17 protein-coding genes are annotated in these 15,737 nt (G+C 61.2%); 6 read left to right on the forward strand and 11 right to left on the reverse strand.

Going from position 1 to position 15,737, the window contains the following annotated elements; translation table 11 throughout:
- Positions 1–48 precede the first annotated feature (48 nt).
- Positions 49–237, reverse strand: coding sequence for a hypothetical protein (locus IFU31_RS21455; protein WP_122475803.1), 189 nt, complete (start codon positions 235–237; stop codon positions 49–51).
- Positions 238–349: 112 nt separating this feature from the next.
- Positions 350–736 (reverse strand): hypothetical protein, encoded by a 387-nt coding sequence (locus IFU31_RS21460; RefSeq protein WP_192104642.1) that lies wholly within the window; start codon positions 734–736, stop codon positions 350–352.
- 183 nt (positions 737–919) lie between these two features.
- Here IFU31_RS21460 and IFU31_RS21465 point away from each other — a divergent pair, with 183 nt between their 5' ends.
- A complete protein-coding gene (locus IFU31_RS21465) occupies positions 920–1,738 on the forward strand; it encodes a shikimate 5-dehydrogenase (RefSeq protein WP_192104644.1) in 819 nt (272 codons plus the stop codon).
- Between the two features lie 8 nt (positions 1,739–1,746).
- On the opposite strand, the gene IFU31_RS21470 is transcribed toward IFU31_RS21465, so the two are convergent.
- Positions 1,747–2,391, reverse strand: coding sequence for a YceH family protein (locus tag IFU31_RS21470; protein ID WP_192058260.1), 645 nt, complete (start codon positions 2,389–2,391; stop codon positions 1,747–1,749).
- Between the two features lie 298 nt (positions 2,392–2,689).
- Between IFU31_RS21470 and IFU31_RS21475 the strand changes: the two genes are divergently transcribed.
- Entirely contained in the window at positions 2,690–3,094 is a 405-nt protein-coding gene (locus tag IFU31_RS21475) for a TraR/DksA family transcriptional regulator (protein WP_122475798.1), read from the forward strand.
- A 21-nt stretch (positions 3,095–3,115) separates the two neighbouring features.
- Here the strand turns inward: IFU31_RS21475 and IFU31_RS21480 are convergent, their stop codons facing one another.
- The gene (locus tag IFU31_RS21480) at positions 3,116–3,352 is read right to left on the reverse strand and encodes a DUF2789 domain-containing protein (protein WP_122475796.1); all 237 of its coding nucleotides are present in this window, start codon (positions 3,350–3,352) and stop codon (positions 3,116–3,118) included.
- Between the two features lie 510 nt (positions 3,353–3,862).
- Between IFU31_RS21480 and IFU31_RS21485 the strand changes: the two genes are divergently transcribed.
- Positions 3,863–4,330, forward strand: coding sequence for a hypothetical protein (locus tag IFU31_RS21485; protein WP_122475794.1), 468 nt, complete (start codon positions 3,863–3,865; stop codon positions 4,328–4,330).
- Positions 4,331–4,400: 70 nt separating this feature from the next.
- Positions 4,401–5,417 (forward strand): ABC transporter substrate-binding protein, encoded by a 1,017-nt coding sequence (locus IFU31_RS21490; RefSeq protein ID WP_192104646.1) that lies wholly within the window; start codon positions 4,401–4,403, stop codon positions 5,415–5,417.
- Here IFU31_RS21490 and IFU31_RS21495 read toward each other — a convergent pair whose 3' ends face one another.
- The 6 genes from IFU31_RS21495 to IFU31_RS21520 are packed head-to-tail and all read right to left on the reverse strand — an operon-like array spanning position 5,418 to position 11,481.
- The gene (locus IFU31_RS21495; protein ID WP_122475791.1) at positions 5,418–5,786 is read right to left on the reverse strand and encodes a Na+/H+ antiporter subunit G; all 369 of its coding nucleotides are present in this window, start codon (positions 5,784–5,786) and stop codon (positions 5,418–5,420) included.
- Entirely contained in the window at positions 5,783–6,061 is a 279-nt protein-coding gene (locus IFU31_RS21500; RefSeq protein ID WP_122475789.1) for a K+/H+ antiporter subunit F, read from the reverse strand. Before IFU31_RS21500 ends, IFU31_RS21495 begins: the two co-directional genes overlap by 4 nt.
- Positions 6,058–6,546: a Na+/H+ antiporter subunit E gene (locus tag IFU31_RS21505; RefSeq protein WP_192058265.1), complete on the reverse strand. Its 489-nt coding sequence runs from the start codon at positions 6,544–6,546 to the stop codon at positions 6,058–6,060. Before IFU31_RS21505 ends, IFU31_RS21500 begins: the two co-directional genes overlap by 4 nt.
- Positions 6,543–8,222, reverse strand: a complete 1,680-nt coding sequence (locus IFU31_RS21510; RefSeq protein ID WP_192058267.1) for a monovalent cation/H+ antiporter subunit D — start codon at positions 8,220–8,222, stop codon at positions 6,543–6,545. Before IFU31_RS21510 ends, IFU31_RS21505 begins: the two co-directional genes overlap by 4 nt.
- A complete protein-coding gene (locus IFU31_RS21515; protein WP_043186251.1) occupies positions 8,219–8,563 on the reverse strand; it encodes a Na+/H+ antiporter subunit C in 345 nt (114 codons plus the stop codon). The genes IFU31_RS21510 and IFU31_RS21515 overlap by 4 nt, the downstream gene beginning before the upstream one ends.
- Complete coding sequence (locus IFU31_RS21520; protein ID WP_192104648.1) at positions 8,563–11,481, reverse strand: monovalent cation/H+ antiporter subunit A; 2,919 nt, start codon at positions 11,479–11,481, stop codon at positions 8,563–8,565. The genes IFU31_RS21515 and IFU31_RS21520 overlap by 1 nt, the downstream gene beginning before the upstream one ends.
- A gap of 190 nt (positions 11,482–11,671) precedes the next feature.
- Here IFU31_RS21520 and IFU31_RS21525 point away from each other — a divergent pair, with 190 nt between their 5' ends.
- Complete coding sequence (locus IFU31_RS21525; protein WP_122475781.1) at positions 11,672–12,235, forward strand: helix-turn-helix domain-containing protein; 564 nt, start codon at positions 11,672–11,674, stop codon at positions 12,233–12,235.
- A gap of 155 nt (positions 12,236–12,390) precedes the next feature.
- Positions 12,391–14,199, forward strand: coding sequence for an aminopeptidase P family protein (locus IFU31_RS21530; protein WP_192104650.1), 1,809 nt, complete (start codon positions 12,391–12,393; stop codon positions 14,197–14,199).
- A 9-nt stretch (positions 14,200–14,208) separates the two neighbouring features.
- On the opposite strand, the gene rhtA is transcribed toward IFU31_RS21530, so the two are convergent.
- Entirely contained in the window at positions 14,209–15,090 is an 882-nt protein-coding gene (rhtA, locus tag IFU31_RS21535; protein WP_192104652.1) for a threonine/homoserine exporter RhtA, read from the reverse strand.
- Positions 15,091–15,737: the final 647 nt, after the last annotated feature.

A 15,737-nucleotide genomic window follows, 5' to 3' on the forward strand; every position in this document is an offset into this window, starting at 1 on the left:
TCCAATGAAAAGCCCCGCAAGGCGGGGCTTTGTCGCAAGCGCAATGAATCAGGCCAACTGAGGGTGCTGCGCCGCAGTGAGTGTGGCGTACGCTTGCTTGGCATGGGGCAGGGAGGGCAGGGGGCCGCTGATAGCCTCGCCGTCGCGCACTACGTACCAGCACGCCAGAAGGCCCAGATCGCGCAACTTTTCCGGGACTGCACTGCCGACTACCGACATGATTCTTAATACAGGCATGAGAGACCTCCGTGGTTCCTGCCGACCACCTTACGAAATCGACCCGCACCTTAGAAATCACCTTGCTCGATAGTCACCATCGACAATCCCTATCGCGCTCACACCGCGCGACTCACCAGCGCGGCGGGCCGTAGTAGACCGGCGGAGGCCCATAGTAGCCGCGCGGTGGCCCGTAGTAACCACGCGGCGGCGGTGGTGCCGCATACACGGGGTAGGGCTGCGCATACACCGGCTGCGACTGGACATACACCGGCTGCTGTACATAGACAGGCTGTTGCACATACACCGGTGGCGGGCTTTGCACATAGACCGGTTGCTGCTCCACATAGACCCGCTGCGGTGCATTGGAGGTGACCACCGCACCGACCACGGCCGCACCCAGTACCACGCCCAATATACCCGGCCCGGCACCCTGCCAGCCGCCGCCATGCGCCAAGGCCTGGCTGGCCATCGCCAATGTGCCGACCAACAGAGCGATCTTGGGAAGTTGACGCATCATGATAGATTCCTCGTGTTTCGCACCCCTGGCGTTCGAACCTGCGATAGGTCCAAAGCATTTCGCCGGGAACACGACTATGACAAAAAATCAGTCGAAAGCGTCCCTGTCCATGGGTAAATTTTGTGTAAGGGCATGGCGTCGTCAGCCCGCTTTCATACGTCACACGCTGCCCGGAGGCCACCGATGTCCATTTCTCCCAACCGCGATACCATCCTGTGCATGTCCCTCGCCGCGCGTCCCGGAACGTTCGGGGTGCGCTTCCACAATCACCTGTACGACCAGTTGGGTCTCGACTACTACTACAAGGCCATGACCACACGCGACCTGCCAGCCGCCATCGGCGGCATGCGCGCCCTGGGCATCCGTGGCTGCGGCGTGTCGATGCCATTCAAGGAAGCCTGCATACCCCTGGTGGACGAGCTGGATGCGTCGGCAGCGGCCATCGAGTCGATCAATACCATCGTCAATGACAACGGTCACCTGAAGGCCTACAACACCGACTATCTGGCCATCTGCCAACTGCTCGACACGCACGGCGTCGATCCCGAAACCACCTTTGCCCTGCGTGGCAGCGGCGGGATGGCCAAGGCCGTGGCTTCGGCATTTCGCGACGCTGGTCTGCGCAATGGCTTGATCATCGCTCGCAACTACGAAACCGGCCGCGCGCTGGCCGACGCCTGCGGTTATCCCTGGCAGGCCGAACTGGGCGATTCGCGTCCGCAACTGCTGGTCAATGTCACACCGATCGGCATGGCCGGCGGCGAGCAGGCCGACGGGCTGTCGTTTGAAACCGCCGCCATAGAAGCGGCGCAGCGGGTATTCGATGTGGTCGCGATGCCTTGGCAGACACCATTGATCAAGGCCGCGGGCGAACTGGGCAAACCGGTGATCACAGGCTTGGAAGTCATTGCCATCCAAGCCCTTGAACAGTTCGTGCTCTACACCGGCGTGCGTCCAACGGCCGAGCAACTGCGTCTGGCCACCGAGTACACCCGCAGCTGATCAGCGCGTCATTCCAGCCGCGACAAGCGCTCTTCCAGTACGGCGATGCGTGCCTCCAGCTCGTCGAGGCGGGTATCGTCAGGCCGCGAACCGCCGCGCTCGGGTGTCGCAGCACGGGCGTTCATGATTGCGTCAATGGCAGCCGGATCGCCCAGGGCGTGGGAGTAACGATCTTCGCGCTGGCCTGCCTGGCGCGGCACATGCACCGCGAAACCGCGGCTGATCAATCGCTCGAGTTGATGCAAGATCTGCTCGCTGTCCTCGAAATCGTGCAGGCGGGCACTGCGCGACAGCAGCTCGCCAACGGTCTGCGGTCCCCGCAGGAACATCAAGCCCATCAGGATGACCTGGGCGGGCACCAGCTCGAGCGCCTTGTCCAGCCGGTGTTCCCAGCGATCGGCACGGCTGCCCATCACCAGTCGGGTCATCTGCCGGCCTTCCAGAGCGCGCAGGCTCTGCCCGATCTGCCCCTGGGTGTACTGGCTCACTGGCTCGCGACTGGTCTTCTGGTTGCAGGCCAGTACCAGCGCATTGAGCGTCAGCGGATAGGTTTCCGGATTGCTGGCCTGCTTCTCGATCAGCGCGCCCAGCACGCGGATCTCGATGGCATCGAGCTGCAGTGGTTCGGAAGCGTTTGTTTCAACGTCGGTCATGGCGAAACCCCAAGCAATCATCGCAGGCAATCATAGACGGCCAGTATGCTATAAAAGCCGCGCGAAAAGACGTCTGCCCGGCTGCCCGCCGCCGCCCGTGGCGCGGCTATGCGCGCGACGGCACGTCATCACCCGGGCGGGCGCCAAATTTGGGGTTGCTGCGCGTCAAAACCGGCCTTAGACTGCCGCCCCTCTTGACCATGTGCCCTGTGGTGCTTGAAGAATTCTGCCTGCGTCGCTTCCGGCGTCGCGAGCTTCCTGTTTTGCCCTAGCGCATTATTCGTTTGCAGAGAAATCAATGACAAAGGAAAAGTTGCTGGCCATGCCGGCTGATGACTACATGAACGCCGAGCAACTGGCCTACTTCACCGAGCTGTTGCAGGCCATGAAGATCGAGACCCAAGAGCGTATCGAGCAAAGCCGTGTAGCCATTGAAAGCCTGGATACGCCGGCCGATCCCGCCGATGCCGCTTCCGTGGAAGAGGAGCGCCACTGGCTGGTCAATGTCATCGATCGCGACCAGCGCCTGCTGCCGCAATTGGAAATGGCTCTGGGCCGGATCAACGACGACAGCTTCGGCTGGTGCGACGACAGTGGCGAGCCGATCGGTCTCAAGCGTCTGCTGATCAGCCCCACCACCAAATACTGCATCGAGGCGCAAGAGCGCCACGAGCAGATCGACAAGCATCAGCGTCAGGCATGATCACGCTCGCGCAGGCACCTCTTACGCCTGCGGATGCAATGCCACGTTGAGCTCATCGACGATGGGCGCCCATTCTGCGTCGCTGTGCAGCTCTTCTTTCAAGAAGTTGCGTTGCTGTTCACTCCAGAAGGGCGCATCTATCAGCTTGGTGTCTTGATCCAGCTGATGCTCGGCAATGAATTTCTGAATATCGGCCTCGTCGCTGGCCAGGCCCAGTTGATCGAAAAGGCCAGTGAGGCTTGGGTTCGGCAGATCCATGATGACTCCTTTGCGGCCGTTTCCGGCCATGATTGAAAGGTTACCCAGTATCTGAGGCGAGGCCCTCGCCAGAGTTCGCTTGCGATGCCGGATTTGTCTGCAGTACTGACGGACAGAAGCACTGGCCTGTGCACCGTTTTCCGTCCAGGCCGCAGCCATGCAACAAACTTCTTGACCGCGGCGGGGTTTGATTCGGTACTATTCGCGGCAGATCACCGTCATGCGCATCATCGCTCGGATCATGTTGGTCGCCGGCTGCTCGATGCAGCCCGGCGCCGCTCAGCCACACATGGCCAGGCCTGCCTTTTTCCTTCGCGGTCATCGGCAATTTTCCCTGCAGCAGGGTCGACGCTGCGCATCCCGGATCAAGGTTCGATCCTTTAGTCTTTCGTTAGCAGGTCGGTGGCAGTCATTGCACGTGCCGCCGACCGTTCGGCGCTCCCCGCGTCTTCAGGTTATTACCACGCGAACAGCGTTCGGTAGTCTGTGTTTCGATTTGAGGATTCTTCATTGGCAGTAAGTAATCTGGATATGCACGCACTGTTTGTGCTCGGCGACTTGCGTGCGAAGTTGGTCAAACTCTTTCAGTCGCGTTTCGTCTATGTCACCGAACAAAGCGCTGAAGGCATCTATATGGCCGAACTCGATACCGAGTCCGCACTGGTGGTCGATGACAAACCCAGGCTCGAACTCAAAGTAGGCGACCATTTTCGCGCCGCGGTCTTGCCCAGTCGCGAAGGTGGCAAGTTCGAACTCAAGTTTCGCGACATCAAGCTTACCGTTTACGGGCTCGGCGAGTATGCCTTCGTCAGCATGGCGCAGGGCGAGGGCATCGTGTTCAAGGAAGGCCAGACGGTGATGCTGGTATTCGCCGCCCACGAGCGCATCGAGGAAAACCTCGGCAAGACCTTGAAGGCGGCAACCGCCAAGGCGGCTAAGTGGCGCAAGGGTGAGTTGGCCTTCAAGGCCAGCGAGTAACGCCTCGGGGAACCTGCGCTACAGTAAGTTGACTTACCCAAGTCATCGACTGTTTACCGAGGAACCCCGCATGAAAGGACTACGTGCCTGGCTGGCCGCTTGTGGCGCCGGCTTCTGGCTATCGACTGCAGCCATCCCGGCTCACGCGCAGCCGGCGCCCATACACTTCGCCGATCTGAACTGGGAAAGCGGCAGCTTCATCACCGAACTGCTGCGCTACATCGTCGAGAAGGGCTACGAGCTGCCCACCGACACCCAGCCCGGCACGACCATCACCCTGGAAACGGCCCTGGCCAAGAACGACATCCAGGTCATTGCCGAAGAGTGGGCGGGGCGCAGCCCGGTATGGGTCAAGGCCGAAGCCGAGGGCAAGGTCATCGGCGTGGGCGATACCGTCAAGGGTGCCACCGAGGGCTGGTTCGTTCCCGAGTACGTGGTCAAGGGTGACGCCGCCAAGGGCATCAAACCGCTCGCGCCAGAGCTGCGCAGCGTCGCCGACCTGGCGCGCTACAAGGACGTCTTCAAGGACCCGGAAAGTCCCGACAAGGGCCGCTTTCTCAATAGCCCGATCGGCTGGACGTCCGAAGTCGTCAACGCGCAGAAACTCAAGGCTTACAAGCTGACTGACGATTATGTCAATTTCCGTTCGGGCTCCGGCGCTGCGTTGGATGCCGAAATCGCGTCGTCGATCCGCCGCGGCAAACCGGTGCTCTTCTACTATTGGTCGCCGACGCCGCTGCTGGGGCGTTACAAGCTTATCCAGCTCGAAGAACCGCCGTTCGATGCGAAGGCCTGGGGCACTCTGACCGATGCCGACAACCCTGCGCCGCTGCCGAGCCGCTCTCTACCTTCCAAGTTGTCCATAGGGGTGTCGAAGGCGTTCCAGCAAGAGTATCCGCAGCTTGTCGATTTCTTCGCCAAGGTCGATCTTCCCATCGATCCCCTGAACAAGGCCCTGGCCGACATGAGCGAAGCCCGCACACCGCCTCGCCAGGCCAGCGAGGCATTCATGAAAGATCATCCAGACGTGTGGAAGGCATGGCTACCCGAAGAGGTCGCCAGCAAGGTCAGCGCCAGCTTCAAGTAGTCAGTGACCACTGTCGCTGCGGTGGCTGCTGACTTCGGCAGGCACCGCTTCCCCCGCGGTACGCTTGCGGAACAGCGCGGCCCGAGCCAGCAGCAGCGTGGTCACTGGCACGGTTATCGACAGTAGAATCGGGATGAGCCAGGCATGCACCACTGGCCCGTGCTTGAGCCAGGAAAAGTACAGGATCGAAGCCAGCGCCACGCACCAGGCGCCCAATGTCGACGCCAGCGCGGGCGGGTGCATGCGTTGGAAGTAGTCCTTGAAGCGCAGCAGCCCCAAGGCGCCGGTGAAGGCGAACACGCTGCTGGCCAGCAGCAATACCGCTGTGGCCACCTCCACCCAGAACGGCAGTATCTGTACCGAATTCATTCGATGACTTCTCCGCGCAGCAGGAATTTGGCCAGCGCAAACGAGCCCACGAAACCGAACAGGGCGATCAGCAGCGCTGCCTCGAAATAGGTGTCACTGGCATAGCGTATACCCAGCACCAGCATGACCAGCATGGCCAGGATATACAGGTAATCCAGGGCCAGTACCCGATCCTGGGCCGAAGGCCCCCGGAACAGTCTCACCAGGGTCAGCAACATGGCCAGGGCAAAGATGAACAGGCTCGCGACAATGGCATTGGACAGCAATGCGCTCATTGGAAAATCTCCATCAGCGGGCGTTCGTAGGTGTCTTTGAATTCCTTGATGAACTGCGCCTCGTCATCCAGATCCAGCACATGCATCAACAGGACGCTGCGATCCAGCGCCAGTTCGGACCACACGGTGCCGGGAATGACGGTGGCGACGGCCGCGAGGGCGGCCAGGCCGTTGGCATTGTGCAACTGCAGCGGAATCTCGATGAAGGCCGAGCGGGGCGCGCGAACGTCCATTGTCCATACCCGCCAGAATACCTGCAGGTTGGAAACCAGCACGCCGCCACCTACGCGCAGCAGCAGTTGCAGCACCACCATGGGCCGACGGATCCGTACCGCCTGAGGCCGCAGGGGCGACATCAGCAACGGCGCCAGCCACCCAAGCAGCGCGGCCAGCAACAGGTTTCCGGCGCTCAGGGACACATTGAGCAGCAACCATAGTACGGCAAGGGCCATAGACAAAAGGGGGGCGGGTAACAGGCGGCTCATGGTTCACCCTCCAGGCTGGCAGCAGTCGGGCTGGGTATTGGCTGAGCGCCCAGCACGGTCATCACGTATTGCTTGGGATCGTCGAGCATCGCCGCCGTGTCCGCCGTGTACCGCAACAGTGGCTCGGCGCGCATCGCCAACACGACGCAAAGCCCCAGCAAGACCATGATCGGCACGCATTCGTTGAGCCGCAGCAACGGTGAAGGCCGCTCGTGGGGCGTCCAGAAGCGCTGCATGCCGACCCGTGCCAGCGCGATCAACGACGCCAGTCCGGAGAGAATCAGCAACGCCAGGTAGGCCCATGCGGTTGCACTCAGGGTCTGCTCGCTGGCTACACCCAGACCCTGCGGGTTGAACAGTGCGGAAATCAGGTTCAGCTTGCCGATGAAGCCGGAGAGCGGCGGCATGCCGATGATCAGCAGTGCGCAGGCAATGAAGCTCAAACCCAGGAAGGCCATGGTCCATGGGATCACCTGACCCACTACGGCTTTCTGCTCGTCATCCAGGTTGATGCCCTTGGGTGGATGCAAGGCCTCGACTGCTGCTGGCAGCGGGTCGGCATCGTACTCCAGCGGGATTTCGTTGGCCGAGCGCGAGCGCTCGATCAACTCGGCCAGCAGGAACAGGGCGCTGAGCGCCAATGTCGAGCTGACCAGATAGAACAGCGCAGCGCCGATCAGTCCACTCTGCCCGAAACCGATGGCCGCCAGCAGGATACCGGCCGACACCATGATGCTCAGGCTGGCCATGCGCTCCAGGCGCTGCGCGGCAACGATGCACACTGCGGCCACGGCGATGGTCGCCAGCCCACCGTAGATCAACCACTGGCCACCGAAGTGCGCCGAGGCCCCGGCCTGTCCGGAGAACAGCAGTGTCCACAGCCGCAGCAGGGTGTAGAAACCCACTTTGGTCATGATCGCAAAGAGGGCCGCAACCGGGGCACTGGCGGCGGAATAGGCCGGCACCAGCCAGAAATTCAACGGCCACATGCCGGCCTTGGCCAGGAAGGCTGTCGCCAGAATGGCCGCACCGGCATGCAGCAAGCCGCGATCCGCCTCGGGCACCAGCGGAATCTTCAACGCCAGGTCAGCCATGTTCAGGGTGCCGGTGACGCCGTAGATCATCGCCGCGCCGATCAGGAACAGCGACGAGGCAAGCAGGTTGATGGCGATGTAGTGCAGCCCTGCCGATACTCGGGCCCTGCCGGAGCCGTGCAGCATCAGGCCATAGGACGCGGCCAGGAGCACTTCGAAGAACACGAACAGATTGAACAGGTCAGCCGTCAGGAACGCTCCGTAGAGCCCCATCAGCTGAATCTGGAACAACGCATGGAAGCTGGCGCCGGCCCGATCCCAGCGCGCCATGGCGAACAGCAGGGCGCAGACCCCGACGATGCCCGTCAGCACCAGCATCAATGCCGAGAGCCTGTCCACCACCAGCACGATACCGAATGGCACCTGCCAGTTGCCGGGCAGGTACACGCCAATCGAACTGGCCTGGCCTTGATCCTGCACCCACCACATCAGGTAACAGGCGATTGCCAGTCCCAGCATGCTGGAAATGACGTTGATCCGCGCTTTCAGCGGACGGTGTTTTTCTCCGAGCAGCATCATCACTGCTGCCGTGAACAACGGCAGCACGATGGGCGCGACGATCAGATGGGGCATCCAGCTCATTCCTTGGGCTCCCGGCCGTCTACGTGGTCAGTGCCGGTGAGGCCCCGCGATGCCAGCAACACCACCAGGAACAACGCAGTCATCGCAAAACTGATGACGATCGCCGTCAGCACCAGTGCCTGGGGCAGGGGGTCGGTGTAGTTGAGCAGGTCCTGCGGCACACCTTCCTTGATGATCGGCTCCTTGCCGATGAACAGGCTGCCCATGCTGAAGATGAACAGGTTCACCCCGTAGGACAGCAGGCAAAGGCCCATGACCACCTGGAACGTCCGCGGACGCAGGATCAACCAGACACCTGACGCAGCCAGGACGCCGATCGCGATTGCAATCACTTCTTCCATCAGACGGCTCCTTTGGGGGCGATGCCCTTGGGCAGGCTCGACGGACGATGACCGCGCACCGACTGGTGGCCCAGGGCGGTCAGGATCAGCAGGGTCGAACCCACTACCACGGTGAATACACCAATGTCGAAAAACAGCGCGCTGGCCACGTGCAAGTCACCCAGCAGCGGCAAGTGCAGGTGCGCGGTGTGCGTCGTCAGGAATGGATAGCCCAGTGCAATCGCACCCAATCCGGTGACGGTCGCGAACAGCAGCCCGGTGCCCATCCAGCGCAAGGGTCGCAGTCGCATCTGGGCCTCGACCCACTGTGTGCCTGCCACCATGTACTGCAGGATGAACGCCACCGACAGCACCAGGCCGGCGACGAAGCCCCCACCCGGTTGATTGTGTCCGCGCATGAACAGGTACATTGACACGATCACGGCCACCGGCAGCAACAGGCGGACCAGAACCGCTGGAACCATCATGAAACCCAGCGCCGTATCGTCCGCGCCACGTGGGTTGATGAGGTCGGTAACCACGTCGGGTGCCAACGAGCGCTGCTGCGCAGGCAACTGCATGCTTTCCTTGGGTGGGCGGAAGCGTCGCAGCAGGGCGAACACGGTCAGTGCCACGGCGGCAAGGACCGTGATCTCGCCCAGGGTGTCGAAACCGCGGAAATCCACCAGCATGACGTTGACCACGTTGGTCCCACCGCCCTGGGGCAGGGCACGGCTCAGGTAGAACTCGGAAATGAAGTTGGGTGTTGCACGGGTAAGCATCGAATAGGACAACAGCGCCATGCCGCCGCCCACGACCAGGGCCAGCACCAGATCGCGCAGGCGCCGCAGCTTGGCGCGGTCGAGAGTGGCTCGTGACGGTGCGACTTCCTCGATCCGCCGAGGCAGCCAGCGCAGGCCCAGCAATATCAATACCGTGGTGACCACTTCCACCACCAACTGAGTGAGCGCCAGATCAGGCGCCGAGAACCAGACGAAGGTGACGCAGGTCATCAGCCCGCACACGCTGACCATGGTCAGCGCAGCCAACCGGTGGTATTTCGCCTGCCAGGCGGCGCCCAGCGCACAGGCAATGGCAATCATCCAGAGAATCACGAACACGCCCGAACCTGGAATTTTCGGTCGATCACCCCAGCTCAGGCCGCTGTAGAACATCGGCGCCATGCCCGCCAGTACGGCGACCAGCACCAGCATGAACAGTTGCGCCTGCAGGCGTCGGGTAGTCAACAGCAGCTCCGCCCTTCGCGCCAGCCGCATCATCACCACCTGGGAACGCTCGAAAAGGCGCTTGCCATTGAAGCGTTCGATCACTGGTGGATAACGCAGGCGACCATGACGGAACTGATTGCGCAACAGTACGTAGAGCAGCACCCCCGCGCCCATTGCGATCAGGCTCATGACCATCGGCGCGTTCCAGCCATGCCAGATAGCCAGGCTGTATTCGGGCAGCTCGCCGCCCACTACCGGCAATGCTGCTGCAGCAAGGAACGGCGCCACCGATTGCGCGGGAAAGATGCCGACCACCAGGCAGGTCAGCACGAGCAACTCCACCGGCGCACGCATCCAGCGCGGTGGTTCGTGGGGCACATGGGGTAGATCGGTCGCTTTCGGACCGAAGAATACGTCCACCGTGAAGCGCAATGAATAGGCGACGCTGAAGATACCGGCCAGCGTCGCCACCACGGGCAGAGCGATCTCGACCCAGGCGGTGGAGCTTATGAACACCGTTTCGGCGAAGAACATTTCCTTGGACAGGAAACCGTTCATCAACGGCACACCTGCCATGGATGCGCTTGCGACCATGGCCAGCGTGGCCGTGAACGGAATCAGACGGAAAAGCCCGCTCAGGCGACGTATGTCCCGCGTGCCGCTCTCATGGTCGATGATGCCCGCTGCCATGAACAGCGAAGCCTTGAACGTCGCATGATTGAGAATGTGGAACACCGCCGCCACGGCGGCCAGCGGGCTGTTGAGCCCCAGCAGCAGGGTGATCAGGCCCAGGTGGCTGATCGTCGAGTAGGCAAGCAGGCCTTTAAGGTCGTTCTGGAACATCGCCGCATAGGCACCAAGCACGAGGGTACATGCTCCCGCCCCACTCACTATCCAGAACCATTGCTCGCTGCCCGAAAGCGATGGCCACAACCGCGCCAGCAGAAACACCCCGGCCTTGACCATGGTTGCCGAGTGCAGATAAGCGGAAACCGGTGTAGGCGCGGCCATCGCATGGGGTAGCCAGAAATGGAACGGAAACTGTGCGCTCTTGGTAAGCGCACCCAGCAGGACCAGAGTCAGCATGACCGGATACAGGCCGTGCGCGCGGATGACGTCGCCCGCCACGAGCACCTTGTCCAGGTCGTAGCTGCCGACGATATGACCCAGCAGCAGCACCCCGGCCAGCAGGCACAGGCCACCTGCGCCGGTCACCATGAGCGCCATGTAGGCGCCGCGGCGTGCATCGGCGCGATGATGCCAGTAACCGATCAGAAGAAAGGAGAACAGGCTGGTCAATTCCCAGAAGAACACCATCTGGATCAGGTTGCCGGAGATCACCAGGCCGAGCATGGCGCCCATGAAGGCCAGGAAGAAGGCGAAGAAGCGTGGTACGGGATCTTGCGGCGACATGTAGTAGCGCGCATAGAGCGCGACCAGCGTGCCGATGCCCAGCACCAGCAGGGAAAAGAGCCAGGCAAACCCGTCCAGGCGCAGCACCAGGTTGAGCCCGAGACTGGGCAGCCAGAGGAATTCCTCGCGTATCACACCGCCGTTGGCGATTTGCGGATACAGCATGGCTACCTGTACCGTGCCGACCAAGGCTACCAGTCCAGCCAGAACCGATTCGGCGTTGCGCGCGTTGTGCGGCAGAATGGCTGCCACGCAACTGCCTACGAAGGGCAGAAGCAATAGTACTATCAAGGACATAGGCTTCTAATCTGCAGGAATATTGAAAACGATCATACGGGCTCACAGGGTGATCACCAACCCGCAAGCTGTGGCAGAATCGTACAGGCATGCTGTAACGACTTGTTTTTTTATGACAAATTTTTACCACCGTTAGCTCCGCCACAATTGCGTCGATCAGCGGGACTACTCACAGCGAGCGCGAAACCCTTTGGTCAAAGACCCCAGTTCCAAAGCTTCGGTGCTTCAGCATGTCAGCCATAACGTGCGGCGCTTGCGTCAGGCCGCCGGACTTTCCCAAGCGGCTCTCGCGGAACAGTCCGGTGTCAGTCGCCGCATGCTGGTGGCCATCGAAGCCGGCGACAACAACGTCAGCCTGACCACTCTGGATCGCGTCGCGCAAGCGCTGGAGGTTGCCTTCAGCGACCTCATCCAGCCTGGCGAGAACCGCGACCCCAGCCGTATCAACGAGCTGGCGTGGGTCGGCACCTTGCCGGGCAGCAGGGCTGTACTCCTGGCCAGTACGGTGGCCAGCAAGGAGGTAGAACTCTGGGAATGGCTGCTGCAGCCCGGCGAATCCTATGCATCTGAGGCGGACGCCGAAGGTTGGAGCGAGCAGATCTACGTCTGCGAGGGACGCCTCACCATCATATTAGCGGGCCGCACCCGCGAACTCGCGGCCGGCGAGTTTTTCGTCTACCCGAGCAATCAGCCCTACGCGTACCGCAACGACAGCGAAACGGCTGTCCGCTTCGTACGTAACGTCGTCATCTGAACTCCTCCAGGCTGCAAGGTGACCGCAACGCCGTCGAGCAGGTGCGAAGCGTCCTTTCTTGAGGTTGCCCCGCGCTGCTGCCTTCGCCATTATCCGTCCACACGATCTGCCTCCAACATCTGCCTACAAGATCCAGCACCCGAACCGGAGCCCGAATGAGCCTGACACCTTCCGCCAGCTTTTCTGTTGCCGAGCGCTTGCGCGACATGCGCGCGCTCATGCTCCGCGAGGGCATAGATGCCTTGCTGGTACCTTCGGCGGACCCGCATCTATCCGAATATCTGCCGGAACACTGGCAGGCCCGCCAATGGTTGTCCGGGTTCCAGGGCTCGGTCGGAACCCTGATCGTGACCGCCGAGTTCGCCGGTCTCTGGGCCGACAGCCGCTACTGGGAGCAGGCACGGGTCGAACTCGCCGACAGCGGCATCGAATTGGTCAAGCTGATCGCCGGGCAACCGGGCCCACTGGATTGGCTGGGCACTCAGGTGCGCGCAGGCGGCACGGTCGCAGTCGACGGCGCGGTCATGGCAATCGCCGCCGCACGGCAGTTGCGAGAAAAGCTCCAGCAGACAGGTGCGTCACTGCGTACCGATACCGACCTTTTCGCTCAGGCCTGGCTCGATCGCCCGGCACTGCCAGCGCAATCGGTCTACGCACACGCCGCACCCTACGCTGTGCGCGAGCGCGGCGAAAAACTGAAGACGCTGCGCGAGCAGATCCAGGCGCATGGCGCCCATTGGCACTTGTTGGCAACCCTTGACGACATCGCCTGGCTGTTTGACCTGCGCGGGTCGGACGTACCCTATAACCCGGTATTCGTCGCATTTGCCTTGATCGGCGAGCGCTCGGCCACGCTGTTCACTGCGCTGTCCAGGGTCGATAGCAGCGTGCGCGACAGCCTGGAGCAGGACGGCATCGAGGTTCGCGACTACGCCGACATCGCATCGGCGCTGGCCGCTGTGCCGGTAGACGAAAAGCTGTTGCTCGACCCGGCCCGCGTCACCGTTGGCATCATCGAAAACCTCGGGACGGGTGTGGCCCTGGTAGAAGCACTCAATCCAACCACCCTGAGCAAATCGCGCAAGACCGCACCCGAAGCGGAACATATCCGCCATGCCATGGAGCAGGACGGGGCGGCACTGTGCGAGTTCTTCGCATGGCTGGAAGGTGCCTGGGGCCGCGAACGTATAACCGAATTGACCATCGACGAGCGGCTGACGGCTGCGCGCGCGTGTCGACCCAATTTTGTCTCGCTCAGCTTCTCGACCATCGCGGCGTTCAACGCCAACGGTGCAATGCCGCACTACCGCGCCACCGAACAGGCCCATGCCGTGATCGAGGGTGACGGTCTGCTGTTGATCGACTCCGGTGGCCAGTATCTAGGTGGTACTACCGACATAACCCGGATGATTCCGGTCGGTGCGCCCACGGCGCAACAGCGGGCGGACTGCACCAGGGTGCTGCAAGGCATGATCGCCCTGTCACGCGCCACTTTTCCCAAGGGCATCCTTTCACCCTTGCTCGATGCCATCGCGCGCGCGCCGATCTGGGCCGATCAGGTCGACTATGGGCACGGCACTGGCCATGGGGTGGGTTATTTCATGAATGTTCACGAAGGGCCGCAAGTCATCGCCTATCAAGCCGCGACGACACCGCAGACGGCCATGCTGCCGGGGATGATCACATCGATCGAACCGGGCACCTACCGTCCTGGGTGTTGGGGTGTGCGTATCGAGAACCTGGTCCTCACCCGCGAAGCCGGCCAAAGCGACTTTGGCCAGTTCCTCGACTTCGAAACCTTGACCCTATGCCCAATCGATACGCGCTGCATAGATGTTCACGAGTTGTCGACAGCTGAGCGCCGATGGCTCAACGACTACCATGCCGAAGTGGCCCGGCGAGTGGCGCCCTTGCTGGCAGGCGCCTCATTGGAGTGGCTGCGCGAGCGCACTCTACCCGTGTGAAGAGCCAGATCAGTCGGCGGCCACGGCAGGGGCGTGTTCGGCACGAATCGTCAGCGTGGCTCCGACTGAGGCCATGATGATCGCGCCTATGGCCAGCCATTGGGTAGGGCTCAGCACTTCATGCAGGAACAACAGCCCCGACAGCGCTCCGATGGCCGGCTCCATGCTCATCAACGTACCGAAGGTTCGCGCAGGCAAGCGCGTCAGTGCGACCATTTCCAGGCTATAGGGTAGCGCCGTGGACAGGATTGCCACGGCGATGGCAGTTGGTATCAATGCCATGTCGAGCAAGGCGCTGCCCGCATGCGCAATACCGATCGGCGCGATGAATACCGCAGCGATCATCACACCCAGTGCGGCGGTTTGCACGCCATTGTCGGCACCGGCTTTCTGCCCGTACAGAATGTACAGCGCCCAGCACACGCCAGCCCCCAGCGCATAACAGACGCCGACCGGATCGAGCCCTGCCTGCGCTTCACCCATGGGTATCAATAGCAGCAGTCCGACGACTGCCAGGGCAACCCAGGCAAAATCCACAGCCTTGCGCGAAGCCAGAATGGCTACCGCCAACGGCCCGGTGAATTCCAAAGCCACGGCGATCCCCAGCGGTACGGTGCGCAGCGACATATAGAAGAGCAGGTTCATGCAGCCAAGGGCGATACCGTAGATCATCACCGTCTGCAGCGTTGTCCAGGTCAGCTTGGCGCGCCATGGGCGCAGCAATACCAGCATGAACAGGCTGGCGAAGATCAGACGCAAAGCGGTCGTACCTTGCGCACCTATCAACGGAAACATGCCCTTGGCCAGCGAGGCACCAGTCTGGATGGACGCCATGGCTATAAGAAGAAGAGCGATAGGGTAGAGCTTGGTGGTCAGCGAAGGCGAAGTCATGTGTCGGCTACTTGGCAGGTGTGAAAGGCATGAGTGCGGCGTATCATGGCCAAGGCGGATGAAATGAGCAATATATTGCCCATTTTATATTTCCTGATCTTTTCCTGTATTGGCTATTGACGCCCGCCGGAATCACTCTATAATTCGCCCCACTTCCGGCGCAGCCGAAACGATAAACTCCTTGTTAATCAATGAGTTGGCCGTTTCAGAAGGTTCGGAAAAGTTTCGATCGTCAAGGTCGAATGCGGTGAAAAAGGCAGTTGACAGCGGTTTGAAACGCTGTAGAATTCGCCTCCCGCTGACGAGTGATCGAAGCGAGTCAAGTGTTTGAAGTTGTTCAGGTTTCTGGCCAAATACTTCAAAATAAACGCTTGACAGGATGTGAGGCTAGCGTAGAATGCGCGCCTCGGTTGAGACGAAAGAATCAACGCACCGCTCTTTAACAATTGAATCAAGCAATTCGTGTGGGTGCTTGTGAGTTAAGACTGTTAGTCAACAAGATTATCAGCATCACAACTACTCCGCGAGAAATCAAAGAGTTACCTCGATCCTTCGGGTTCGAGTGTGCGATTGCTGAGCCAAGTTTATAAGGTTTTCTCAAAACCTGATTGCAGTATTGAACTGAAGAGTTTGATCATGGCTCAGAT

It is taken from the genome of Pseudomonas sp. CFBP 13602, from assembly GCF_014842725.1.
Classification (GTDB): Bacteria; Pseudomonadota; Gammaproteobacteria; order Pseudomonadales; family Pseudomonadaceae; genus Aquipseudomonas; species Aquipseudomonas baltica.